This window comes from Robbsia sp. KACC 23696 (assembly GCF_039852015.1).
Classification (GTDB): domain Bacteria; phylum Pseudomonadota; class Gammaproteobacteria; order Burkholderiales; family Burkholderiaceae; genus Robbsia.
The window spans coordinates 569,712-594,533 of record NZ_CP156628.1; the positions used below are offsets into that span (position 1 = coordinate 569,712).

Annotated in this window: 20 protein-coding genes and 1 pseudogene; 12 read left to right on the top strand and 9 right to left on the bottom strand. The window is 62.8% G+C overall.

The window, feature by feature from the left end; genetic code table 11:
- Window positions 1-30: 30 nt before the first annotated feature.
- Complete coding sequence (locus tag ABEG21_RS23800) at window positions 31-1,047, bottom strand: 1-aminocyclopropane-1-carboxylate deaminase (protein WP_347559030.1); 1,017 nt, start codon at window positions 1,045-1,047, stop codon at window positions 31-33.
- Window positions 1,048-1,246: 199 nt separating this feature from the next.
- Between ABEG21_RS23800 and ABEG21_RS23805 the strand changes: the two genes are divergently transcribed.
- Window positions 1,247-1,747, top strand: a complete 501-nt coding sequence (locus ABEG21_RS23805; protein ID WP_347559031.1) for an Lrp/AsnC family transcriptional regulator — start codon at window positions 1,247-1,249, stop codon at window positions 1,745-1,747.
- A gap of 9 nt (window positions 1,748-1,756) precedes the next feature.
- Here the strand turns inward: ABEG21_RS23805 and ABEG21_RS23810 are convergent, their stop codons facing one another.
- Both ABEG21_RS23810 and ABEG21_RS23815 read right to left on the bottom strand, forming a co-directional pair.
- Complete coding sequence (locus tag ABEG21_RS23810) at window positions 1,757-3,007, bottom strand: benzoate/H(+) symporter BenE family transporter (protein ID WP_347559032.1); 1,251 nt, start codon at window positions 3,005-3,007, stop codon at window positions 1,757-1,759.
- A gap of 120 nt (window positions 3,008-3,127) precedes the next feature.
- Window positions 3,128-4,123, bottom strand: a complete 996-nt coding sequence (locus ABEG21_RS23815; RefSeq protein ID WP_347559033.1) for a LysR family transcriptional regulator — start codon at window positions 4,121-4,123, stop codon at window positions 3,128-3,130.
- 134 nt (window positions 4,124-4,257) lie between these two features.
- Between ABEG21_RS23815 and ABEG21_RS23820 the strand changes: the two genes are divergently transcribed.
- On the top strand, window positions 4,258-5,463 hold the full coding sequence (locus tag ABEG21_RS23820; protein WP_347559034.1) for an MFS transporter: 1,206 nt from the start codon (window positions 4,258-4,260) through the stop codon (window positions 5,461-5,463).
- 87 nt (window positions 5,464-5,550) lie between these two features.
- Here ABEG21_RS23820 and ABEG21_RS23825 read toward each other — a convergent pair whose 3' ends face one another.
- The 3 genes from ABEG21_RS23825 to ABEG21_RS23835 form a co-directional block, all read right to left on the bottom strand.
- Complete coding sequence (locus tag ABEG21_RS23825) at window positions 5,551-6,300, bottom strand: DUF2848 domain-containing protein (RefSeq protein ID WP_347559035.1); 750 nt, start codon at window positions 6,298-6,300, stop codon at window positions 5,551-5,553.
- Between the two features lie 9 nt (window positions 6,301-6,309).
- On the bottom strand, window positions 6,310-7,650 hold the full coding sequence (locus ABEG21_RS23830; protein ID WP_347559036.1) for an MFS transporter: 1,341 nt from the start codon (window positions 7,648-7,650) through the stop codon (window positions 6,310-6,312).
- 174 nt (window positions 7,651-7,824) lie between these two features.
- The gene (locus ABEG21_RS23835) at window positions 7,825-8,709 is read right to left on the bottom strand and encodes a LysR family transcriptional regulator (protein WP_347559037.1); all 885 of its coding nucleotides are present in this window, start codon (window positions 8,707-8,709) and stop codon (window positions 7,825-7,827) included.
- A gap of 500 nt (window positions 8,710-9,209) precedes the next feature.
- Between ABEG21_RS23835 and dapA the strand changes: the two genes are divergently transcribed.
- The 7 genes and pseudogenes from dapA to ABEG21_RS23870 all read left to right on the top strand — a co-directional run bounded on the left by dapA (window position 9,210) and on the right by ABEG21_RS23870 (window position 18,582).
- Window positions 9,210-10,127 carry a 4-hydroxy-tetrahydrodipicolinate synthase gene (gene dapA, locus ABEG21_RS23840; RefSeq protein WP_347559079.1) on the top strand — a complete coding sequence of 306 codons (918 nt, stop codon included), beginning with the start codon at window positions 9,210-9,212 and terminating at the stop codon, window positions 10,125-10,127.
- Window positions 10,124-11,347, top strand: coding sequence for an iron-containing alcohol dehydrogenase (locus ABEG21_RS23845; RefSeq protein ID WP_347559038.1), 1,224 nt, complete (start codon window positions 10,124-10,126; stop codon window positions 11,345-11,347). The genes dapA and ABEG21_RS23845 overlap by 4 nt, the downstream gene beginning before the upstream one ends.
- A gap of 98 nt (window positions 11,348-11,445) precedes the next feature.
- Window positions 11,446-14,026 (top strand): annotated as a pseudogene (gene pdxA, locus ABEG21_RS23850) (4-hydroxythreonine-4-phosphate dehydrogenase PdxA).
- Window positions 14,027-14,141: 115 nt separating this feature from the next.
- Window positions 14,142-15,599 carry a sodium:solute symporter family protein gene (locus tag ABEG21_RS23855; RefSeq protein WP_347559039.1) on the top strand — a complete coding sequence of 486 codons (1,458 nt, stop codon included), beginning with the start codon at window positions 14,142-14,144 and terminating at the stop codon, window positions 15,597-15,599.
- 19 nt (window positions 15,600-15,618) lie between these two features.
- Window positions 15,619-16,875, top strand: coding sequence for a sialidase family protein (locus ABEG21_RS23860; RefSeq protein ID WP_347559040.1), 1,257 nt, complete (start codon window positions 15,619-15,621; stop codon window positions 16,873-16,875).
- Between the two features lie 122 nt (window positions 16,876-16,997).
- The gene (locus ABEG21_RS23865; protein ID WP_347559041.1) at window positions 16,998-17,798 is read left to right on the top strand and encodes a DeoR/GlpR family DNA-binding transcription regulator; all 801 of its coding nucleotides are present in this window, start codon (window positions 16,998-17,000) and stop codon (window positions 17,796-17,798) included.
- A gap of 64 nt (window positions 17,799-17,862) precedes the next feature.
- Window positions 17,863-18,582, top strand: coding sequence for an SDR family oxidoreductase (locus tag ABEG21_RS23870; RefSeq protein WP_347559042.1), 720 nt, complete (start codon window positions 17,863-17,865; stop codon window positions 18,580-18,582).
- 13 nt (window positions 18,583-18,595) lie between these two features.
- Here ABEG21_RS23870 and ABEG21_RS23875 read toward each other — a convergent pair whose 3' ends face one another.
- From ABEG21_RS23875 to ABEG21_RS23885, 3 genes are all read right to left on the bottom strand, one after another.
- Window positions 18,596-19,192 (bottom strand): flavin reductase family protein, encoded by a 597-nt coding sequence (locus ABEG21_RS23875; RefSeq protein ID WP_347559043.1) that lies wholly within the window; start codon window positions 19,190-19,192, stop codon window positions 18,596-18,598.
- A gap of 22 nt (window positions 19,193-19,214) precedes the next feature.
- Window positions 19,215-19,946 (bottom strand): GntR family transcriptional regulator, encoded by a 732-nt coding sequence (locus ABEG21_RS23880; protein WP_347559044.1) that lies wholly within the window; start codon window positions 19,944-19,946, stop codon window positions 19,215-19,217.
- A 109-nt stretch (window positions 19,947-20,055) separates the two neighbouring features.
- On the bottom strand, window positions 20,056-21,021 hold the full coding sequence (locus ABEG21_RS23885) for a polysaccharide deacetylase family protein (RefSeq protein WP_347559045.1): 966 nt from the start codon (window positions 21,019-21,021) through the stop codon (window positions 20,056-20,058).
- 338 nt (window positions 21,022-21,359) lie between these two features.
- On the opposite strand from ABEG21_RS23885, the gene ABEG21_RS23890 reads away from it, so the two are divergent.
- The 3 genes from ABEG21_RS23890 (at window position 21,360) to ABEG21_RS23900 (ending at window position 24,821) form a co-directional block, all read left to right on the top strand.
- Window positions 21,360-22,427, top strand: a complete 1,068-nt coding sequence (locus ABEG21_RS23890) for an ABC transporter ATP-binding protein (protein WP_347559046.1) — start codon at window positions 21,360-21,362, stop codon at window positions 22,425-22,427.
- Between the two features lie 109 nt (window positions 22,428-22,536).
- On the top strand, window positions 22,537-23,859 hold the full coding sequence (locus ABEG21_RS23895) for a PotD/PotF family extracellular solute-binding protein (RefSeq protein WP_347559080.1): 1,323 nt from the start codon (window positions 22,537-22,539) through the stop codon (window positions 23,857-23,859).
- Entirely contained in the window at window positions 23,856-24,821 is a 966-nt protein-coding gene (locus tag ABEG21_RS23900; RefSeq protein WP_347559047.1) for an ABC transporter permease, read from the top strand. The genes ABEG21_RS23895 and ABEG21_RS23900 overlap by 4 nt, the downstream gene beginning before the upstream one ends.
- Window position 24,822 lies beyond the last annotated feature (1 nt).

A 24,822-nucleotide genomic window follows, 5' to 3' on the forward strand; every position in this document is an offset into this window, starting at 1 on the left:
CCGAGCGGGCAAATCGGGTTTCCTGTCTTCCTAGCCGTTGCGGAACAGGAAGCTGTATCCGTTCAGTGCCGGGACGCCGCCGAGGTGGGCGTACAGCACTTTCGAGCCCTCCGGGAATTCGCCATTGCGAACCATCTGGATCATCCCGTCCATCGACTTCCCTTCATATACCGGGTCGGTCAGCACCCCCTCCAGCGTCGCGCAAAGGCGAATCGCTTCCAGCGTCCCTTCATTCGGCAGGCCATATTCCGGTCCGCCGAAGCGGGTATCCAGAATGACATCGTCGGCGGTGATGTCTTGGTTCAGTTCGACCAGCGCGGCGGTGTTCTTGGCGATGCGAAGCACCTGTTCGCGCGTGCGTTCCGGCTTCGCCGAGGCATCGATGCCGATCACGCGTCGCGCGCGGCCGTCGGCGGCGAAACCGACGATCATGCCGGCCTGCGTGCTGCCGGTGACGGCACAGACGACGATGTAGTCGAACGTGAATCCCAACTCGGCTTCTTGCTGCCGCACTTCCTCGGCGAATGAAACGAATCCGAGTCCGCCTAATGGATGTTCGGAACACCCTGCCGGAATCGGAAACGGCTTGCCGCCTGCCGCGCGGACGCTTTCCATCGCGTCCTCCCAGCTCTTGCGAATCCCGATATCGAACCCGTCGGCGACCAGTCGGACGTCGGCGCCCATGATCCGCGACATCTGGATATTGCCGACTCGGTCATAGACGGCGTCCGAGTAATTCACCCAGTTTTCCTGTACCAGAACGCACTTCATGCCAAGGTGCGCGGCGACGGCCGCAACCTGTCGGGTCTGATTGGATTGAATGCCGCCGATGGACACCAGCGTGTCGCATCCCTGCTCAATCGCTTCCGGAATCAAATATTCGAGTTTCCGCGTCTTGTTCCCGCCGAAAGCGAGCCCGCTGTTGCAGTCTTCGCGCTTGGCATACAGCGCGACTTTGCCGCCCAAGTGCGCGCTCAGACGTTTCAGCGGTTGGATCGGCGTGGGACCAAAGGTCAGTGGGTATTTGGGAAAGCGGTGCAAGTTCATGGCGGGTTCCTCGATAAGGGGGGTGTTCTGCAACCCGTGTCGGCGCATCGACACGGACCGTGATGGGATGCACAACAGAGCAAAATGCTATCGAAGTTCTCACGAAATTTGCGTGCGAATAAAATAGGCTATACCTACTTTAGCGGGATTTTTCTTAACCGAATCGTGGATACATTGTGAAAAAAAGGGATTTCACGCAATGAAAAAAATGTCTCTACCGACCGATGCGTCGTCGAATGCGGTGCAGATGGACCGCGTCGATCGGCAGATTTTGAAACAGCTGCAAACCGATGCGTCGATCTCGAACGTGGCGCTGGCGGCAAAGGTGAATCTCAGCGCGCCTGCGTGCTTGCGCCGCGTGGAGCGGTTAAAGGAAGCGGGGCTGATTCGCGCGACGGTGGCGCTGCTGGATCCGAAGAAACTGGATGCGGGGATGATGGTGATCATCGGGGTCATGCTGGATCGCTCGACGCCGGAGTCGTTCATGCAGTTCGAAAAAGCCGCAGGCAAAGTGCCCGGCTGCATGGAATGCCATGTGGTCACCGGCGAATTCGACTATTTCATGGTGCTGCGCACGCGCGACAACGACAGCTTCAACAAGCTGCATGCCGACCAATTGCTGTATCTGCCGGGCGTCCGGCAGATAAGGACCTTCATGGTATTGCGCGAAATCCTGTCGACGACGGTATTCCCGATCTGACGGGTCGTCTTAGGCGGTCCGCGGACGTTTGACGAGGATCCACCACGCGAGCCCGCCGGCCGCGACACCCCATAAGGCAGAGCCGATGCCGCCGATGGTCACGCCCGATGCCGTCACGAGGAACGTCAATAAGGCTGGTTCGCGCGCGACGTCGGATTGCATTGCACCGGCAAGGGCACTACCGATCGTGCTGAACAGCGCAATACCGGCCAGCGCGGCGATCAAGGCGGGCGGGAATACGGCAAAGATCGTCGCGACCGTGGCACCGAACAAACCCACCACCAAATAGAAGACCCCTGCGGCGAAACTGGCCTTGTACCGCTGAGCCGGGTCCGGGTGCGCCTCGGCGCTCTGACAGATGGCGGCGCTGATCGCGGCGAGATTGACCGCAAAGCAGCCGAACGGGGCGAGCACGAGCCCGAGAATACCGGTCCAGGTAATCGCGGGAGAGACGGGGACATCGCGATAACCCGCCGCGCGCAATGCGGATACGCCGGGCACGTTCTGCGAGGCCATCGTCACGATGAACAAGGGCAGCCCGATACCGACGATCGTCGCCCAGTGCCACTGCGGCATGACGAACACCGGGTGCGCCACGCCGAAAGTCAGGCCGGGAAGATCGAGGCGCAAGGTGTGTTGCTGCCAAGCGATGGCGGTGCCGACCAGCAGCGTCGCCAGGATCGCATATCGCGGCAAGGCGCGTTTGCATAGCAGATAGACGAGCAACATCGCGCCGACGAGCAGCGGCTGCGAGGGGAGCACTGAAAACACCGAAATGCCGAAGTGCACCAGAATGCCCGCGAGCATCGCACTGGCCAGGGGCAGCGGAATGCGATTCATGATGCGTTCGAACCAGCCGGTCATGCCGCATAGCGTGATCAGAAACGAGGAAAACAGGAATGCACCGATCGCCTCGCCCATGCTGTGACCGGGAAGGCTCACCGCCAGCAAGGCCGCGCCGGGCGTCGACCACGCGGTGACGACGGGTGCACGATAGCGCCATGACAACACGCAACTGCTCAAGCCCATGGCGAGCCCGAGGACGCCCATCCAGCCGCCGAAGGTGCGAGCGTCGGCGCCCGCCGCATTCGCTGCTTGCAGGACGATCGCCCCGGAGCTGACGACGCCGACCAGCACCGTGATGAAACCGGCGACCACGGTGGAGAAGGGCCAGCGAGCAGATGGCGGCGGGGCACTGCCGGGACTGCTGGATTCGGGCGCCGGTGACGGCGTGTTGTCGGGTGATGCGATGGACGTCATGTCTTTTATACGGCTTACGGATTAGCGAAAAGGTCGAAGGCTGAGGGGGCGTCGGGTCGCCGGGGCGGCGTGTTGCGCGTCGGGGCGGTGCACGCGGCAGGTTGCGAAGGGGACCGGCGATCAGGGTGAGAAGGGCGACATCGATGCGAGCGCCGGCGGCATCGCCAACGGCGAATACAGGCCGGTCCGGTCCGGATCGACGACGTGTTGCGCGATCGACTCGCGCATCATCTCGGTGAAGCGTCGCAGCTTGGCCGGGTAAAAACGTGCGTAAGGATAAACCAGGTAGACCGGCAACGGGGCGGCACGCCAGTGCGGCGCCAGTTGCACCAGCGCGCCGGCCTCCAGATCGTCGCCGACGATCCACGACGACGATGCACAAACGCCCAGACCTTCCAAGGCGGCCGCGCGTATCGCGTACAGGCTGTCCGTCAGCATCCGAGGCCGAAAGGTGATCTGCTGGCTCGCGCCGGTTTCGTCGTGCGTCAGCGTCAGGTTGCTGCGATAAAACTGTTTCAAGGCAAGCCAGGGCAAGCTCGCTAATTGCTCCGGCTCCTGCGGTATGCGCTGGCGACCCAGCAGCGCAGGCGCGGCCACGACGATGCGGGGCACATGCGCCACCAAAATGGCGACGAGCGAGGGGTCGTGCAGCTCGCCGATCTGGATGGCGCAATCGACGCCGTCGGCGACAAAGTCGGGGCCGCGGTCATGCAGCAACCATTCCACCTGCACTTTGGGATAACGCATCATGTAGCGCGAGAGGGCGGGAATGAATCGCTGCTGGCCGAATGCGTGCGGCGCCACGATGCGCAATAGCCCGGCCGGTTCGGCGTCGGCGCCACGCACGTCGGCTTCGAATGCCGCCCAATCCGCCAGCAGTTGTTTGGCCCGGTCGTAGCAGCGTTCGCCGTCGTCGGTGAGCTTCATCGCATGCGTCGTGCGCTGCAGCAAACGCACGCCAAAGGTTTTTTCGAGCCACTGCAAACGCCGGCTGACCGTGGGCTGCGTCGTGCCCATTTGCATCGCGGCGGCGGAGAGACTCCCAGCCTCGACGATCCGGACGAAGGTCTGCATCATCTCGATGCGGTCGGCGGCGAGTACCGGTGGGGAAGTCATGTCATGCAATGCCCGATCTGGTTATACGTGAAGCGTATAACAATTCTGTTGCCGCGACCACTACGCAAGCGTGATAAAGATTGCGACACTGCGAGCACGTTTTCTCAGCTGGTCACTAATCCGGAATTTCACGCATGTCTGCCATCCCTGCAAACCCGCATCCGCCGCTGTCATCGGCGTTGATCCTGTTCCTGGCCACCGGCTGTGGTCTCGCGGTTGCATCGCTTTACTACAATCAGCCGATGCTGGGCATTCTTGGCGCCGACTTGCATGCCGACGCGCGCATGGTCGGGCTGATGCCGATGCTGACGCAACTCGGTTACGCGTTGGGCCTGCTGCTACTGGCGCCCTTGGGGGATCGCTACGATCGGCGAACGATCATTCTGTCGAAAGCGATCGTGCTGACGCTCGCGCTGGCGGGGGCCGCGATCGCTCCCGGCATTCATATGCTGCTGCTCGCCAGCTTGGTGGTCGGATTGTCGGCCACCCTCGCGCAGGACATCGTGCCCGCCTCCGCGGCACTGGCGCCGGAAGCGCATCGCGGACGTGTCGTCGGCACCGTGATGACGGGTTTGTTGCTCGGCATCCTGTTGTCGCGCGTGGTCAGCGGCATGATGGCGGCGAGCGCCGGCTGGCGGGCGATGTTCGCGCTGGCCGCCGTCAGCATCGCGCTGTTTACGGTATTCGCCTGGCGCCAGCTGCCGCGGCTCGCCCCAACGACGCAATTGGGCTATCTGCAATTGCTGGCCTCCCTCGGCAGCCTCTGGCGTCGTCACCCGGCGCTGCGCCGTGCGGCGCTTGCCCAAGGCGCGTTGCAATTGGGGTTCAGCGCATTCTGGTCGACCTTGGCCGTGATGCTGCACGCAGCGCCGTACGGCATCGGCAGCGCCGGCGCCGGATTGTTCGGCCTGGCTGGTGCGGCGGGGGCGCTGGCGGCACCGATCGCCGGGCGAATCGCCGACCGACGTGGCGCCAACTTTGGCACCCGCGTGGGGAGCGTGATCGCGACGCTGTCCTTCGCCGCGATGTTCTTGATGCCGTTATTGTCGGTGCCGGGACAGCTGATCTTGCTGGCCGTCAGTGCGGTTGGATTCGATCTGGGCGTGCAAGCCACGTTGGTGTCGCACCAAACCATCGTCTATGGACTGGAGCCGGCGGCGCGTAGTCGATTGAACGCGGCCCTGTTCGTGACCGCCTTCCTCGGGATGGCGCTGGGTTCGGTATCGGGAAGTTTGCTGCTCGCGTCGGGCGGTTGGCCGGCCGTGGTGGCATTGTCGACCGCTGCCGCAGCGCTGGCTTTTACGATTCGGATGTGGCCAACGACCGAAGCGGTGCGGTGATCGAACGAGCGCGCTGCGCCATTGCGGTAGGGTGACGGCGAGATAGGTAGCGCGCTCCGCGTTGTATTCCCGCGGAGCGCGGGCCGATCAGGAAACGATCGGCAGCATCGCCACGGTGTAGCGATGCGTCAGCTGGCGGTCGAGCACCGGGTCGGTCAACTCGAGAATGAAGGTATCGCCGTCGGTCATTGCGGCCATCGCGCCGTGCACCGCCAGCGTGCCGCTGTACATCGCGCTGCGAGCCGGCAGGGCCGCATCCGCCGAGGGGGCCGATGCGTCGCGCGACCCGGTCTGCGCGTACAGGGACCACAGCGACGGCGGCGGCAAGAGCCCGGCGACGGTGCCGGATTGGTAGTCGATGCGTTGACCGTCGGCCTTGACGACCCACGATTGCATGTGGAGCTGATCCCAGTGCGGGGCGACATCCGCATACCGCCAGGCCTCGCGCGACACCGGCTTGGCGCAGACCTGCTTCGACACCGCCACCCCGTAGGCCTCGACTTCGCGGTCCGTATGATCGGAGCCGATTGCGACTAGGGTCCCTTCCGGCGAATCGATCAAGACGCATTCGATTTCACCGCTGGACGTGCCGCCGAGCAGTTGCACGACAGGCGATTGGGTCAGCAGCGTATCGGCCACGCGGTAGAAACACGGCGTCGACGACGGCGGCGCGACACCGATTGCCGCCAGCTCGGCGATGTGGGCTTGGATGGCGGCGGCGTCGCGGCCGGCCCACCCGGCGATGACCAGTTGATCGATTTCGACGTCGAGGGCGGCGACATCCGTTGCCGACTGGGTTGCGCCGACGGCGCGAACGGCGAATTGCAGGGTGCTCATGACCTCTCCTTACTGTTCCAGCGGTTTGCCGGCGGTTTCACGGGCGCACAGCAGTGCGATGATCGTGATGGCCAGCGCAGCGGTGATATAGAGCGATACGGCGATCGTCGAGTGATAGTGCTTATAGAGGCTGATGATGATCAGCGGCGCAAAACCCCCACCGACGATGCCCGAGAGCGTATAGGTCAACGACGAGCCGGCATAACGCACGCGGGTGGGAAACTGCTCGGTCACGAACGAGGCCTGCGGTCCGTACATCACGGCGTGCAAGGTCAAGCCGCCGATCACCGCCAGCGCGATCATGACCGGATGCGCGGTGTCCAGCAGCACGAAGAAAACATAGGCCCAGATGACGGCGCCGATTGCGCCGCAGAGATACACCGGCCGCCGACCGAAACGATCCGACAGCGCGCCGAAGAATGGCACGATGGCCGCGTTGATCGCCGTGCCCAGCAGCACCGCCGTAAGCGCCACGCTGCGCGGCAGATTCAATACCGTGGTCACATAGGTCAGCGTGAACACGACCATCAAGGCATACAACACGTCCGATCCGACCCGGGCCGCGCCGGCGACGATCAGGCGGCGCCAGTAGTGCGTCAGCACCTCGGCTACCGGCACTTTGACGACGGCGTGTGCCTCGCTGAGCTTTTCGAAAGCGGGCGTCTCGGAGACGCCGCGACGAATCCAGAAGCCGAATCCGACGAGCAGCAAGCTGGCCAGGAAGGGCACGCGCCAGCCCCAAGCGAGGAATTCGTCCGACGACAGCGAAAGGTTCAACAGCGCGATCAGGCCGGTTCCCAGCAACGTGCCGAACGACGGTCCCATTTGCGTCCAGGACGCATTGAGCCCGCGTTTTTTCTGATCACCGTGTTCCACGGCTAGCAGGACGGCGCCGGCCCATTCCCCGCCGAGGGCGATCCCTTGCACGAAGCGCAGCGCGACGAGCAGGATCGGGCTGGCGATGCCGATCGACGCATAGGTCGGCAAGACGCCCATCAGGGCGGTGCACAGACCCATCAGTACCAATGTCAGCATCAGCACCGCGCGACGACCGATCTTGTCGCCGAGGTTGCCGAAAAAGAAGCCACCGAGCGGTCGTGACACATAGCCGACGGCATAGGTCGAGAATGCCAGGATGGTGCCCGCGAGCGGGTCGACGGACGGGAAAAACAGCTTGTTGAAGACAAGCGCCGACAAGGTGTTGTAGACGGTGAAGTCATACCATTCGAGCGAGGTACCGATCATGCTGGCGCCGGCAAGGCGGCCACGGCCGACACGCGGCTTGTGCGTGCTCGTGCCCTCGGAGCGTCCCGCGTGGGGGGTGGTATCGGGCGGTAGGATGGTATTCATTTGAATCTCCGGTATCCACGGGATGCAGCAGGTGCAATGGGGCCAAGGCGCCAGTGTTGCGGTGGACGGAAATCGGGTCCAACTAGAAAAAAAATTCGGAACAAAAAGATTTACTTATCACCGACAACGGGCAAAGCCTCACGCCCCTGCACGCCAGACAGCGCGGCACCCCGTTCAATAATGAAATTGTGCGGCGATTTCCCGGCTGAGCTCGGCGATACGCTCGGCGATCGGGTGGCTTTGCGTGCGGTAGGCGGCAATCAGCGGCAGCGCGGGGAATGGCGCATCGACGTCGAGGACGACGAGCAGGCCATCGCGGATTTCACGTTGAATAATGGCCGGCGGCAGCGCCGTGATGCCAAATCCATCGGCCACCAGGCGGATCATCGCCGCCACCGAGGTGATGCAGTTGATCCGAGCCGGCCGCTCCACGGCGCTGGCGAAGAGCTGTTCCATCGTCGCGTGCGGGCCGGAGTGGCGCGCGAAACTGACGATCGGATAGGCGGCCAGATCGGACAGTGTCAGCGTGCGCTCCGGGAATGCGAGCGACGGACTGGCGACCCAACGCACGGGCAACTCCAGCAAAGGCAGACTGGTGAACTCGGGCGGGGGCAGGCGGTCGGTCTGCAGAATCAGATCCACCGTATCAGCGTGCAGCAGCCGCGCCAGATGAATCGTCGTATCGCTGGTGACTTCGATCTCGAGCCGAGGATAGCGGCTGCGGATCGCCGCCATCAGCGCCGGGAAGAAACTGTGGACGATCGATTCGATCACGCCGATGCGCAGCAGGCCGCCTTTGGCGTCCGCATCGTCGGCCTCGCGGCGCATTTCCTCATGCAGGCGGACGATGCGTTCCGCATACGCCAACATTCGGCGACCGGCGGGCGTAAGCGTGGCCGCGCGGGAGTTCCGATCGAACAGGCGCACGTCGAAGTTTTCTTCGAGCGCGGCGATTCGACTGGAGATGGAAGCCTGGGTGGTATGCAACTTCTCCGCGGTAACGCGGAAGTTCTGCAGCTTTGCAAGCCAGACAAAGGTTTCCAGAAAACGGATATTCATGCGAGGGGCTTCACCGAAACGAACAGGCATGCGCGAAGACCGCATGCGCGCGAATTCCGGTGAACAAGGTCCAGGAATGACGGCAAGCCATCATAGTGCAAGGAAAATCGAAAAGGGTGTTTTGACCGCCTTTTGGCGGCCATTCGCCACGCGCGCCTTCCAAAAACGATCATTGCCGGCGATCAGGATATGATCGATTCAGTCAAAACGTCATTGAATCGATCAACTTCACCCTATCGAAATGATCGAAGCATCACGATTTAGGGTTTTTACCGATCGGTGCGCTGTCCCAAAATGTTTAGAATGATCGAAACGAGCAAATTCCCGCTTTATTTTGATCGATCTGAACAGCGTGCAGCGTCCCAACGCAAGCGACTGCATCGTTTGGACGCGACAGGAGAACAATAATGCAGTCCATCGCCCCTACGCCGTCCCTGCAATCCGCAGCGTCCAACGCTTCCAGTGGCGGCAGCGCCGCGCAGCCCGCGAAGAAGCCGTTCATGCCACGCGGCATCGTCCCGGCGCTGATCACGCCGATGACGGCCGACGAAAATGTCGATGAGGACGCATTGCGGGAACTGGTGGACCGCTTGATCGAAAAAGGCGTGCATGGCCTGTTCGTGCTCGGCACCAACGGCGAATTTATCTCCTTGAACGAGCGCGAAAAGCTGCGTATCGCCGCGATCGCGGTCGAACAGGCGCGCGGTCGCGTGCCGGTGATCGCCGGAACCGGCGCGTACGCCACGCGTGAAGTGATCGCCTTGACGCAGCAGATGCAGGACGTCGGCGTCGATGCCGCATCGGTGATCACGCCGTATTTCAATGGCGCAACACAGCCGGAACTGGTCTCGCATTATACGAAGATCGCGCAGGCCTGCACCTTGCCGCTGATGCTGTACACGATCCCCGCCAAGACCGGCGTGCAATTATCGATCGATTCGGTACGACGGCTCTCGGAGTTGCCGACGATTCGCGGGATCAAGGACAGCGGTGGCGACTTCGATCGCCTGGTGCAGTTGATCGGCTTGCGGCGTGACGATTTCGCGGTGCTGACAGGCACGGATTCGATGATTCTCTGGACCTTGATCGCCGGCGGCGACGGCGCCGTGGCGGCAACGACGAACGCCGTGCCCGATGTCGTGATGGCGATCTGGCAACAGTTTCAGGCCGGCAATATTCCGGCGGCCCGCCGTGCGCAGGAAGCGCTGCGTCCGCTGCGCGATGCTTTCGCCTGGGCGACGATGCCGGTCGTGCTGAAAACCGCAGCCAATCTGCTCGGCATGCCGTCCGGTCCCGCGCGCGCGCCGGCCTTGCCGCTGGATCCGCAGACGCGCGAAAAACTCGCCATCGCCTTGTCGGTGTACCGCGACTGGAAGGTCGATGCCGACGTGTCGACGAAGACGGGGGGCGCAGCATGAGTCAGGCCGCCACCACGCCAGCGAGCACGCCGATCATCCGCCATGTCGTCACCGCGCCGCATCTGGTGCATGGCTGTGGCAGTCTCGACCGATTGCTCGATTATCTGCCGCTCTTAAATCGCCCGGTGCGCCGCATCGCGCTCATCACCCAGCCGTCGATGGATCGCCTCGGTGTCACCGAGCGTCTCGTGACGATGTTGCAGGGCGACGATATTCAAACCACGGTCGTGCGCGGCGTCATGCCTGAACCGACCATCGACAATATCGAGACGGTATTCCTCGAGCAGATCGCGCCGACGCAGCCCGACGCGATTCTCGCGGTGGGCGGCGGCAGCGTGCTCGATGCGGCCAAATTGTTTGCCGTGCGGCTGACCAATGGCGAGCAGACCGATGCGACGGCGACCACGCCGCTGCGCGACTGGCTCGGCGTCGACAAGATCGCCTTGCCGGGCGTGCCACTGATCGCCGTGCCCACGACCTCTGGCACCGGCTCGGAAGTCACGCCGAACGCCATCGTCACGCTGCCCGACGAGTCCTTGAAGGTTGGCATCGTCAGTCGGCATCTGATGCCCTACCTGGTGCTATTGGACGCGACGTTGACCGTCAGCGTGCCAAAGCCGATCACGGCCGCCACCGGAATGGATGCCTTCGTCCATGCCTTGGAATCGTATATCTCGACGAAGGCGAATCCGGTCAGCGATATGTACGCGATGGCGTCGATGCGCTTGATCGGTGCCAACCTCGTGCAGGCCTACGAAAACGGCAGCGATCTGGCTGCCCGGGAAGCGATGCTGCTGGGTTCCACGTATGGCGGAATGGCGCTGACCGCGGCCGGCACGGCCGCCGTCCATGCGCTGGCTTATCCGCTCGGCGGCATGTTCGATGTCACCCACGGTGTCGCCAACGCGATGCTGTTGCCGCACGTGATGGCCTTCAATCTGGATGCGATCGAACCGCGACTGGCCGAAGTGGCGCGGGCACTGAACCTGGCCGCCACGTCGGATAGCGATGCGAAGGCGGCGACCAATCTGATGCAGCAGATCGTCTCGTGGACCGCCGCGCTGGCCATTCCCCAAGACCTGACCGCCTTTGGCGTCCGGGACGAGCATGTGGACGCGCTGGCGGCGGCGGCATCGAAAGTCACGCGCTTGCTCGGCAACAATCCCAAGACGTTAACGCTCGACGACATGCGCGCGATCTATCGCCGCTTGCTGCCATGAGTGCCTTGCTCGACGCCGCGGATCGGACAACGTGTGCCAAGACGGGCACATCCGTCGGCAGCGACACGTCGCACGCGGATCGCGTCGTGGCTAGGGGCGTGGCGCGGGAAGCGTCCGTGCCGTCGCTGTTGATCCTGGCCGACGATCTGTCCGGCGCGGCGGACTGTGCCGCCACCGCGGTTCGCCATGGCGCACGGGCCATGGTCGCGCTGACGCCGCTTATTATCGCGTCGAACGCCGGTCCGCAATCGGATACTTCCACGCACGATGTCCTCGCGATCGATCTGGATTCGCGTCGGATGACGGCGGCCGAGGCGGCCGACGTGCATCGCGACGCGGTCTATGCACATCGCGCCCAGCACGTGCACCACTCCCACCAAGCGCAAGGCGGCGAGCCGACTTCGGCCGGCAGGGCGCGGATTTTTAAAAAAGTGGACTCGACCTTGCGTGGGCATCTTGCCGCGGAGGTCGCCGCGCTGGCCCGGCTCGTCGGACTGGCGGTTGTCGCACCGGCGTTGCCGGAAGCCGGTCGAACAACCGTGGGAGGCCGTCAGTTACTCCATGGCATTCCCGTCGAAGAAACGGAAGTTTGGCGCAACGAGCAATTGTCGGGAACGGCGGATCTGGTCGCGATGTTGCAAGTGGCCGGACTGACGGTTCGCCATCAGCCAGTGCCGCAACACGCGGCAGGTGCCGGTGTGGACGCTGCGTCGACGCACTGGCGCGAGGCGATACAGGCCGCTCGCGATAGCGGCGCCCAGGCACTCGTGTGTGATGCGCTCAGCAAGGCCGATCTCGATGCCATTGCCGATGCGAGCGTCACGCAGTCGGACGTGTTCTGGGTCGGCTCGGCCGGCCTCGCGCGATCGCTGACGCGCGCGCTGTCCGATATCGGGGCATTCGACGTGCGGCGCGATGCGTCGATCGCGCACACGCCATCGACCCGAACGCACCTGCAGCGAGGCGCCTTGTTTGTCGTCGGCAGCATGTCCAGCGTCTCCCATGCGCAAATCGCCGCCTTAAGCGAGGTCGTCGGCGAGACCTTGCAGCATATCGAAATCGATGTCGCCGATTTGTTGAGCGACGCGCCCGAAGCGGCTTCCTTGCAGGAACCGCTCGGCGTGTCGGAAGTGACGACGGCCTTGCAGGCCGGCCGCGATGTGGTGGTATCGCTCGCGCAGCGCGATCGTTCGCGTGTCGGTGAAGGGTATCGGCTGGCGCAAGCATTCGGCGCCTGCCTCGCGACGGCAGTCGGCGAAGCGTCGGCGGTGTTCGCGACGGGCGGGGAAACGGCACGGGCGTTGTTGTCGGCCGCATCGATCGCCTGCTTTATGCTCGATACCGAAATCGCTCCCGGTGTGCCGCTCTCGTTGGCGGAAGTGCTGACCGGATCCGACGGGCACGCCCGATGGTTGCCGATCGTGACGAAAGCGGGCGCTTTCGGCGACAAAGACACGCTGGCTGTGGTGTGGCGCCATTTGAAAACGCTTGCGGCACGCACTTAATCGAGAAAAAACGCATCACGCATCGAAACGTCGGGAATCCGATTCAGAGATTTCGCCTTATTTCTTCCGCCGGGCCCTCGGTCCGGCGTCGAACCACACGAAACACGCGTAAAAAGGAGTAACCGTCATGACCTACCGTCCGGTTATCGGTATCACGATGGGGGATGCGGCAGGCGTCGGCCCCGAAGTCATCATGAAAAGCCTCGCGCATGCGAGCGTCTACGAACAATGCCGTCCGCTAGTGATCGGCGATGCGGGCCGCCTGCGCGACGCCGCACGGCGCACCGGGCTGGCGCTGGACGTACGTACCATCGCCAGTCCCGCCGAAGCCGGTTTCAAGCAAGGCGTTGTCGATTGCATCGACCTGGGCTTGATTCCCGCCGATATGCCGTATGGCAAATTGTCGGCCGTCGCGGGCGACGCGGCATACCAGTACATCGCCAAAACGGTCGAATTGACCTCGGCCGGTGAACTGGATGCGATCTGCACCGCCCCGCTGAACAAGGAAGCGCTGCATGCCGGCGGCCACATTTTCCCGGGTCATACGGAGATGCTGGCCCACCTGACCGGCATCGACGAAGTGTCGATGATGCTGGTGGCGCCGAAACTGCGGGTGATTCACGTCACCACGCATATCGGTTTGCTCGACGCGATCCGCAAGATCGAACCGGGCCTGGTGCAACGGACGATCGAACGCGGGCACGAAACGCTGGTGCGCGCCGGCATCGAAAATCCCCGAATCGGCGTCTGCGGCATCAACCCCCATGCCGGCGAAAACGGCCTGTTCGGTTATGGCGAGGAAGAAGAAAAGATCATCCCGGCCATCGAAGTATTGCGCGCGCGCGGATGGCAAGTGGAAGGGCCGTTGCCGGCCGATACCTTGTTCTTCCGTGCCGGCCGCGGCGACTTCGATCTGGTGATCGCGATGTATCACGATCAGGGTCATGGGCCGGTCAAGGTCATGGGTTTGGAAAACGGCGTCAATGTCACGGTCGGGCTGCCGGTCATCCGGACGTCGGTCGATCACGGCACCGCGTTCGATATTGCCGGGACCGGCATAGCGGACGAGGGCAGCATGTTGGAAGCATTGCGACAAGCGCAGGAGCTCGCGACGCGGCGCTCGGCGAAGCAGAAAACAGAACAAGGACAGCCGCAGCTCAGCACGCTTTCCTGAAGACCCGGCAATAACAACAAACGCGACCCGGTCGAGCCGATAACGGCCTGCCGGGCAAACTGAACCCACGGCGCCGTTCGCGCGCGACCGAGGGTCTCGCATAAAGGAGACAGGCATGGATACGTCGAACCTGGGCACCACCTCGCTGATTCTCGGCATGGTGGCCGTGTATATCGTCGTGACGAGTATCGTCAGCGTCCGATTGCGCAGTAAAACCGCGTCGCAATTCATGGTGGCGGGGCGCTCGATGCCGGTGCTGTTGGTGTCATTCCTGATGATGTCGGAATTCATCGGCGCCAAGTCGACGGTGGGCACATCGCAGGAAGCGTTCAATGTCGGGATTGCCGCGTCGTGGTCGACGATTGCCGCCTCGATCGGCTTTCTGCTGTTCGGCCTTTTCATGGCGCGACGCTTCTATAATTCCGGCGAATTTACGATCTCCGGCTTCATCGCCAACAAGTACGGCAAGACGGCCAAGACGATCGTGTCCGCGATCATGATCTATGCGCTGTTCCTGGTGAACGTGGGCAACTACGTCAGCGGCGCGGCGGCCATCTCGACGGTCCTGAAGACGAATCTGCCCACCGCCGCGATCATCACGGCAATCGTCAGCACGATCTACTTTGCCTGGGGCGGTTTGAAGAGCGTCGCCTATATGACGGTCGTGCACAGCGCCTTCAAGCTCATCGGGATCTCGATTCTGGTCGTGGTGGCCTGGAAGATGACCGGTGGCATCGCACCGATGCGTGCCGCCATGCCTGAGCATTACTTCACGTGGCAGGGCTCGTTGAAGGTCGGAACCATCGGCGCCTGGGTGATCGGTACCGCCGGCGCGATCTTCTCCACGCAGTTTATCTTGCAAGCGATTTCAGCCACCCGTAGCGCCGTCTCCGCACGCAACTCGGCTTTGCTGTGCGCCGTGTTATGTATCCCGATCGCGTTGTCGCTGGGCTTCCTCGGCGTGGCCGCCAAGTTCCTGTTCCCTGGCATCAAGAGCCTGTACGCACTGCCGACGTTCCTGGAACATATGTCGCCGTTGCTGGCGGCCATCGTCACCACGTCGCTGGTTGCCTCGAACTTCGTCAGCGTCAGTACCGTCGCCTTGTCGATTTCCTCGCTGGTGGTCAAGGACTTCTACGTGCCGCGCTATAACCCGACGCCGGAACAGGAATTCAAGATGTCGCGTTGGATTTCGGTGGTGGTCGGCATCATTCCCCTGGTCTTCGTCCTGTTCGTGCCGCAGATTCTCGCCTTGTCGTTCTTCACCCGTGCCCTGCGCCTGACCGTATCGGTTGTCGCGCTGATCGGTATCTACCTGCCGTTCTACAACAGTGCGCGCGGTGCCTGCATCGGCATGATCGCCGCGACGATCGCGACCACCGTCTGGTACCTGCTGGGTAACCCCTTCGGTATCGACAATATGTATATCGCCTTGGCCGTCCCGGCCATCGTCATCGTCGTCGAGCGTTTGCTGTTCCCCTCGGGGAGCCGCGCCTCGACCGCAGCGATGATGGACAACGCCGCGTCCGGCGCATCGGCCGCGACGCACCTGACACGCCGTGACGCGCATTGAACGAATGAAGGAGCAGAAAATGGGTGTTGCCTTGTTACATGACGAAGCCCCGGCGGCCAGCGACACGACGCTGCCGGCGACAACCGATGCCGCCGTGCAGACGCTCACTGGCGCACCGTGCTGGGACGGTGCCGCGCTGACGGCGAACTACGCCGACTCAGGTCGATGCGAAGCTTTCCTGCCCAGCCCCTGTGTGCAGAATCATGCGGCGAACCTGCACCGCCTGGCGAACGGCGATCTGATGTGCGTCTGGTTCGGCGGCACGCAGGAAGGTATTCCGGACGTGTCGATCTATGCGTCGCGTCTGGCCGCCGGCGAGACGCATTGGCGTGAAGCCGTCAAACTGTCCGACGATCCGACGCGCTCGGAGCAGAACCCGCTTTTGTTCACGACGCCCGAGGGCGCGCTTTGGCTGGTCTACACGGCGCAGAAGTCGGGCCATCAAAATACGTCGATCGTTCGCCGGCGGATCTCGCACGACCATGGCGCCAGTTGGGGCCCGATCGAGACCTTGTTCGATCGCGAGGGCACCTTCGTGCGCCAGCCGCTGGTGGTGCTCGATGACGGCAGCTGGGTATGCCCGATCTTCCTGTGCCGCAGCGTGCCGGGCGAGCGTTGGAGCGGTAACGACGACGTCAGCGCCGTCATGGTCTCGCGCGATGCGGGGGAGACCTGGACGATGCACGAAGTGCCCGACAGCACCGGCTGCGTGCATATGAATGTGCAGAAGCTGGCCGACGGCAGCCTATTAGCGCTGTATCGCAGCCGATGGGCCGATAACATCTATGCGAGCCGTTCGACGAACGGGCGCGATTGGAGCGCACCGGTCCAGACGACGCTGCCGAACAATAACGCGTCTGTGCAATTCGTCACCTTGCGCAACGGCCATCTGGCGCTGGTGTACAACCATAGCGATGCATCGAATGCGACCGGGCGTCGCAAATCGCTGTACGACGATATCGAAGACAGCGAGGAAGACCCGAATGCCCCGTTGCGCGATCAGTCGGCGTCTTCCCGCGGCACGGCGTTCTGGGGGGCGCCACGCGCACCGATGTCGCTGGCCATCTCCACCGACAACGGCGCGACCTGGCGTACGCGGCATCTGGAACTCGGCGATGGTTTTTGCCTGACCAACGATTCGAAGGGACAGCGCAATCGCGAATACTCCTATCCCTCGATCATCGAAGCACCCGACGGCTCGCTTGATATCGCCTATACCTTCTTCCGGCAACGGATCAAATACGTCAACGTCCGCGAATCCTGGATTCAGGGCTAAACCGGGCGCCGCCGCGTTACCATACGCCCTAGGGCAGCGTCGATCCGGCGCTCGTGCGCGTGACGCTACGCGCGCGAGCGCGTCGGCGTGCTCGACGCATAGGCGGAGGCGTGAACGAAAATATGAAAGTTGCAAAGCGCCGTGAGGCGATGTTGGAAGCAGTCCTGGGCGGCATGACCGATGTCGGCACCTTGTGTTCGCATTTCGGCATGTCGGAGGCGACAGTTCGCCGCGATCTCCGTGCGCTCGCCGAAGATCGCCTGATTTTGCGCACCTATGGCGGCGCGGCGGTCGTCGAGACGCATGAACCGGAAGCGACACTGGCGGAACGGGCGGATAGCGGGCGCGATCAGAAAGACTGGATCGGGCGGGCCGCTGCCGCCCATGTCGGCAGCGGCGATACGGTGTTCCTTGACGGGGGAACGACGACGGCGGCGCTCGCCCGGCACCTGGCGACGCGTACCGGGCTGCACGTCGTCACGAATAATCTGTTGGTCGTGTCCGCCTTGGCGGCAAGCGACTGCCGGCTGACGCTGATCGGCGGCGACATCCGCCCGTCGAGCATGAGTACGCTCGGGCCGCTCGCGCAACTGGCGTTGAGCCGCATCACCGTCGACAAGGCCTTTCTGGGCGCCGACGGGGTGGTGGCGCAACGCGGGCTTTGCGAAGCGAGTGCCGAGCAGGCCTATTTAAAGGAATGCGTGACGCGGCAGGCGGCGCACGTCTTCGTGCTGGTCACGGCCGACAAACTCGGGCGGGCCAGCCAACAGCACTGGACGCCAATGGAGCGGCAGTGGACATTGCTCACCGATTCGGCGGCCACGCCGACGGCCCTGGCGCCATTCAGTCGGACCCCGGGCGTCGCCGTCGAACTCGTGGGGCAGGAAAGCCGGATGGCGATGCCGCCGCAGTTGGCCGGCTGATGCCGGCTCGCCGCGGCAAGACGGGTTCGGACGCCATCACTGTGACGACACCTTGGAGAATTCTGTGATAACCGATGCTTCCCCCGACGAAGTCGGCCATGCCGTGGTCAGCGGCGTCTCGTCGGGCATCGGCCTGGCGATCGCGCAGCGCCTGTTGGCCGATGGCTGGCAGGTCACGGGACTGTGCCGTTCGACCCGCGTCGAGGCGCTTCAAGACCGTGCGACACCTGGCATGCTGCGGATCGTGTCGGTCGATTTGGCCGATCCGGTGCAGCGGCGCGTCGTAGCGGCGGACTTACCCGCGGCGGATGCATTGGTACACGCGGCGGGCCTGATGCGTACGGCGCCGGCCGGCGCGCTCGACCCGGCGGCGTTGGCTGCCATGTGGGAAGTGCACGTCGCGGCAGCGGCCGATCTCGCCGACGCGCTGATCCCCAAAATGACGCAGGGCGGACGTGTCGTGCTGATCGGCAGCCGTACGGCAAATGGGGCCGCGGGACGTAGCCAATATGCCGCTACCAAATCCGCCTTGGTCGGCATGGCGCGCTCCTGGGCTGCCGAGGCAATCACGCATGGCGTGACCGTCAATGTCGTCGCGCCCGGCGCCACCGATACGCCCTTTCTGACGGGCGCCGGCCGGACCGGTACGCCGCCGAAAATGCCGCCGCTGGGGCGCTATGTGCAACCGGACGAGGTCGCTGCTTTGACTGCATTTCTGCTCAGCGAGGCGGCTGCCGCGATCACCGGTCAGCAAATCGTCATGTGCGGCGGCGCCTCGCTGTGACGGTGGATATGCCTTAACCCAGCGTGAATCTGTCGCGCGTCGACGTATAGAGCGACGCACCGAAACGTCCCACCGGCTGAAAGTCGTCCAGCCGCACATGCCATTTTTCGTCGTCGATCAAGCCTTCGCGTGCGTGCAGGCACTGCACTTCACCGATAAAAATATGGCGACTCGCCGTCTCCAAGGTCTGCCATAACGTGCACTCGAACGCCACCGGCGCCTCGACGATCCGCGGCGTGCGAATGCGCGCGGACGCGGCCGGCGTCAGCCCCGCATGCAGCAGTTCGCTCTGATCCGATGGGAGACGGTCGCCACATCGATGCATCTTCTCCGCCATCGCCTCGTCGCTGATATGCACGACGAATTCCTTCTCACGCGCGATATTGACGGCCGTGTCCTTCAAGGCACCACTGTCGTGCGCATTGATGCTCACCATCAGAATCGGTGGGTCCTCGCCTAGCATATTGAACATCGAAAACGGTGCGGCATTGACGATGCCCCCGGCGCTCAAGGTGGTGACCAACGCGATCGGACGCGGCACGATGAGGCTTGCCATCAACTTGTAGCGTTGATGGGCGGTGAGGGTGTCGAACGGAACAAGCGTTGTCATGGGCGTTCTCGTGGAAGAGGGGTCAGGCCAGGCCGAGCATTTGCGCAAGGGTCTTTTCGCCTTGCGGACCGTTGAGGTCGATCCGTCGTTCGATCTCGCTGAGATGCGCGGACATCAGTGCGATCGCACCGGTCGCGTCCTTGTCCGCCAGGCACTGCACGATGGCAGTGTGTTCGTCGTGCTCGCACGGCGCATTGCCCGGCGCCTCGTATAAACCAACGATCAGCGAACAACGCGAGATCAATTCCTTCAGATAGCGGAGCAATATCGGATTGCCCGCCAGCGCCCCCACTTGCAAATGAAAATCGCTGGCGAGGCGCGCCCACGCAGGTTGATCGAAGCGATGCATGGCGTCATGCTCGCGCGCCAACTGCTGGCGCAGCATTTTCAGATCGCGCGATGTCGCCCGTTCCACGGCCAGTTCGACGAGAACGCGTTCGATGGCTCGACGCGCCTCGAAGATCTCGCGCGTCTCCTCGGGCGTCGGCGCGCTGATCGATGCGCCCTTATTAGGTCGGATCGTGACGATACCCTCGTGCGCCAGTCGTTCGAGCACGCGACGTACGACGGCCCGTCCCACGCCGAACAATTCACAGAGTTCCGGTTCCGGGAGCTTCGTGCCGGGCAACAGACGGTGATGCATCACGCCGTCATAGATCGCCTGATAGATGGCGTGGTCCGAGCCGGCATCGGTCGACTCGGTGGCATCTGCTGGAGAGGCCGCGGCGCGGCGGGAAGAGGTAGCACGATCCATCGTCTTGCCAGAGCTGTACGTAAATGTAGTGAACGGGTACCAAGAAAACACGAAGCACCGTCGGCGCCGGCCGCTGCTTTATCCTGCAACGGCCGGCGATCGCGTATCGCTATGCGGTAACGCTGTCCATATGCCGGGCGATCGCGCCCGGTGTCGTGATCCAGACGTCCCCGTCGTGACGCGCCGCTGCGATATGACGCAGCGCCCGACGCAAATGTCGGAGCCGATAGGGTTGTCCGACAAGATAAGGATGTAGCGCGATGCCCATGACCAGACCTTGAGGCTGGCGTGCACGGGCCGCCTGTTCGCGCATTTCGTCGAACTGGTCGATGATCATGTCGGCGAAGTGGCGGCCATCCATCTTGCGGCCGACGATCATCGGGATATCGTTCAACTCTTGCGGATAAGGGATGGACCACAGCGGTCCGGACGCGGTATGCATCGACGTCGGTCGATCGTCGTGACACCAGTTGAGCGTATAGCGATAGCCTGTCTCGTGCAACAGATCCGGCGTCGCGAACGACTCCGAGATCCATGGCGAAAGCCAACCCGCGGGTGTCACGCCGCTTTCCGTGGCGATCCGCTTCCGGCAATGCGCCAGCAAGGCGCGCTCGGTCTCCCGATCCAGATCGCTCTGCCGCATGGCGTTGGTGTGACCATGGCCGATCAACTCGTCGCCACGCGCGACGAAAGCGGCGATCAGCTCGGGGCAGTGATCGTATAGCGCCGTATTGAGCAGCACGCCCGAAGGCAAAGCCAGATCGTCGAAGAGATCCAGGCAACGCCAGGCCCCCACGCGGTTGCCATACTCGCGCCAGCTGTAGTTCAGGACATCTGGCTCCGGAGACACCGGCCCCAACGCCGCGCCCATTCCGCTGCCGAACGCGAAATGCTCGATATTGAAACCAAGGTAGACCGCCAGCGATTTGCCACCCGGCCATTGCACCGAGGGGCCGTCATGGATCCCGTGATAAGCAAAACGATCGGGCGTCCGCAACGGTGTGGTCCATGCCGACGTGACGGATGCGTCCGCCTCGGAAAGGGCGCTTGCAAGATGGGGCGGCGCTAGCGTCATAGTTTTTCTGCAAATGATAAAAGTGGGCAAAGCGACACCGTGCGTTCCTAGTGCGCGACGCCCCAAAGAAGCGCATCGCCGCACCACGACCGTGCTGATATTCCAGAATCATGCCGTGCACGAGCCATGCCACGAATCGTCAGCAATTTGCGTGCGAGATCGTTGACGATCTGTCGTCGAAGGTGAGGAAGCCCTGTATTCACGGGACCTTACACGATTGCGCGGGCGGCTAGCGCATCGATCGCTATCGCTGATGGCATATGTCTTGCGTTTGCATGTCGAAACTTCGGTGCGCGCGTCGCGCATCGTCCAGGCAGGCGCTTTTTAGGGAGCGATCGATGCAACATGCCGCACCGGCCGATATCGAGTTGGTCAGCGTCACGAAACAATACGGCGACGCGCTCGCCGTGAAAGCGATCGATCTGAAGATTCCGGGTGGCCAATATTGCTGCCTGCTCGGCCCGTCCGGCTGTGGCAAGACCTCTACTTTGCGCATGATTGCCGGCCATGAAGCGGTCAGTGAGGGCGATATTCTGATCGGCAATCGCAACGTCACCGATGCCCCGCCGACCGCGCGCGGGACGGCGATGGTGTTTCAAAGCTATGCCTTGTTCCCCCATCTGAGCGCCTTGGACAACGTGGCCTTCAGCCTGAAGATGCGCGGCATCGACAAAACAGCCCGTCGCAAACGCGCGGCGGAACTGCTCGACCTCGTCTCCATGAGCGCGTATGCGCATCGACTGCCGGCACAGCTGTCCGGCGGTCAGCAACAGCGTGTCGCACTGGCGCGCGCACTGTTGAACGAGCCGCGCGTGTTGCTGCTCGACGAGCCGCTCTCGGCGCTCGACCCTTTCCTGCGCGTCCAGATGCGTACCGAGTTGAAGCGCTGGCAGAAGGAGTTGGGCATTACCTTCGTACACGTCACGCACTCGCAAGAAGAAGCGCTGGCGCTTGCGGATCTGGTCGTCGTGATGAATCACGGGGTCATCGAACAGTCGGGCACCGCGCAGCAGGTGTTCAATCGCCCTCGCACGGCATTCGTCGCGCGATTTTTGGGCGGGCACAATGTCGTGGCGTCAGGTGGTCGGCATTGGACGGTACGCGCCGACCATCTGCGTATCACGCCCGTGGGCACCGGCGCATCCGGCTTCAGTGCGGCAGCATCTGGCGCCAGCCTCGATTGTGCGATTCGCGATATCGAATATCAGGGCACGCATTTGCGCATGACCTTGGCGCCGTCGGGTGCGCAGTCCAATCCGTCGCGCGGCGAACGGGACGCCGACGCCGAGCTCGTGGCGCTGTTGCCGGACGACGCCTTCGATGCGTCGACCTTCGCGATCGGCGCCCCCGTGACCGCCTGGTGGCAGCCCGAGCATGCTCATCCGCTGGAAACTGCCACTGCCTGATACGGCGCCGCGCCAAAATTGTTTTTCGTGGTTTCGCTCTGCTTCCTGATCAACTCGTTTGGAGACCGTAATGACGCAACGCCACTCGCCGCCCCTCGAATCGTCCATCGTGAGTGCGATTTCGGAGCAGCCCAGCACGGGGGCGGCACGCGACCCGGATGTAACACACGCCGGACACAGCCGAGCAGGCGGCCTCTCGCGCCGGACCTTCCTCAAAGGCGCCGCGGCCGGGGCGGGCATCATCGGTTTTCCATACGTGCATGCGCAGGAAAAGGTCACATTGCGCTACGTCGGTACGGCGGTCAATCAGAGCGCCGATATCGCGAAGAAGTTCCAGCAGGATACCGGCATCACGATTCAATACATCTCGCTGACGTCCGATGACGTGACCAAGCGCATCATCACGCAACCGAACTCCTTCGATATCTGCGACACCGAATACTTTTCCCTGCCGAAAATCGTTCCGGCAGGCGTGTTGCAGGGGATGGACGCGAAGAAGATCAAAAACGCCGATCATATCGCGAGCTTGTTGACGCGCGGCCAAGTGGCCGGCAAAACGGTAGGCGACCAGGGCACGGCGCCGAAGAAAGTCATGTATCTGGACGGTCAGCGCAGCACGGCGTTTTCCAAGACGCCCACGGAGTGGATGACGCTGATTCCGACAACCTATAACGCCGATACGCTCGGCATCCGCCCGGATCTGATCAAGCGACCGATCACGAGTTGGGCGGAATTGCTGAATCCAGAGTTCAAGGGGCGCGCGGCGCTGCTGAACATTCCGTCCATCGGCATCATGGACGCCGCGATGGCGATCGAAGCGCAAGGGCATTTCAAATACGTCGACAAGGGCAATATGACAAAGCCTGAAATCGACCAGACGATCAAGATCCTGATCGAAGCGAAACGCGCAGGGCAGTTCCGTGCCTTCTGGAAGGACTTCAACGAAAGCGTGAATCTGATGGCATCCGGTGAAGTGGTGATTCAGTCGATGTGGTCGCCGGCCGTCACCAAGGTACGCACGATGGGCATCGCCTGCACGTTCCAGCCGCTGAAGGAAGGCTATCGCGGCTGGGCGTCCGGCTTCGGTCTGCCGAAGACGTTGCAAGGACGCAAGCTCGATGCGGCCTATGAATTCATCAACTGGTTTCAGGACGGCTGGGCCGGCGCCTATCTGATGCGTCAGGGTTATTACCCAGGTGTCACCGATACCGCACGCAAATTCATGCAAGCATATGAGTGGGATTACTGGATGGAAGGCAAGCCGGCCGCGCAGGATATTCATGCACCGGACGGCCAGTTGCTGGAAAAGGCCGGGACCGTGCGCGATGGTGGCAGCTATGACCAGCGGATGAGCGCCGTGGCCTGCTGGAACGCCGTGATGGACCAGAACATCTATCTGGTGCAGAAGTGGAACGAGTTCATTTCGGCATGAGCGAAGTCGCACCGAACCGCACGCACGCCCCAGGTGCCGGGGGCGAGGGCCGTCACACGCTCGACGCCAATGGCGGCGCACGAGGGCGTCGGCGTTTCGGTGCGCCGGCCTGGTTGCAGGTGACGCCGCTGACCTTGGTCTTTGTCGTGTTCTTCCTGGTGCCGCTGATCATCACGCTGGTCGTCAGTTTCTGGAACTACAACGAATACCAAGTGATCCCGGGCTTCACGCTGAAGAACTACGCCATGGTCTTCGACGGCTGCTTCTCCGGCTCCGGCGGTCTATGCGTCACGTTCCGCACGTATTGGTCCACGATATCGTTGACCGCCATCACCTGGCTGATCACGTTGCTGCTGGGCTTTACGATTGCGTATTTTCTCGCCTTCCATGTCCGCACCGTGGCAATGCAGACGGTGCTGTTTCTGCTCTGCACGATTCCGTTCTGGACGTCGAACGTGATTCGGATGATCTCCTGGATCCCGCTGCTGGGCCGCAATGGACTGGTGAACGATGCGTTGCTCGGGCTCCATGTCGTCGATCAGCCGGTGGAATGGTTGCTGTACTCGCGGTTCTCGGTGGTCCTGGCGTTCGTGCACCTCTATACCTTCTTCATGATCGTGCCGATCTTTAATGCGATGATGCGCATCGATCGCGGACTGCTGGAAGCGGCGCGCGACGGCGGGGCGTCGCCCTGGCAGGTCGTGCGGCATGTGGTGCTCCCGCTCTCGCGCACCGGCATCGTGATCGGGTCGATCTTCGTCGTCACCATCGCGATGGGCGACTTTCTCACCGTCGGCGTCATGGGCGGGCAGCAAGTGGCGTCGGTCGGCAAGATGATTCAGGTACAGACCGGCGATCTGCAATTTCCCTTGGCGGCGGCGAACGCGATCGTGCTGTTGATCGTCGTGTTGATGATGGTCTGGGGACTGACCCGTACCGTCGATATTCGCAAGGAGTTGTGAG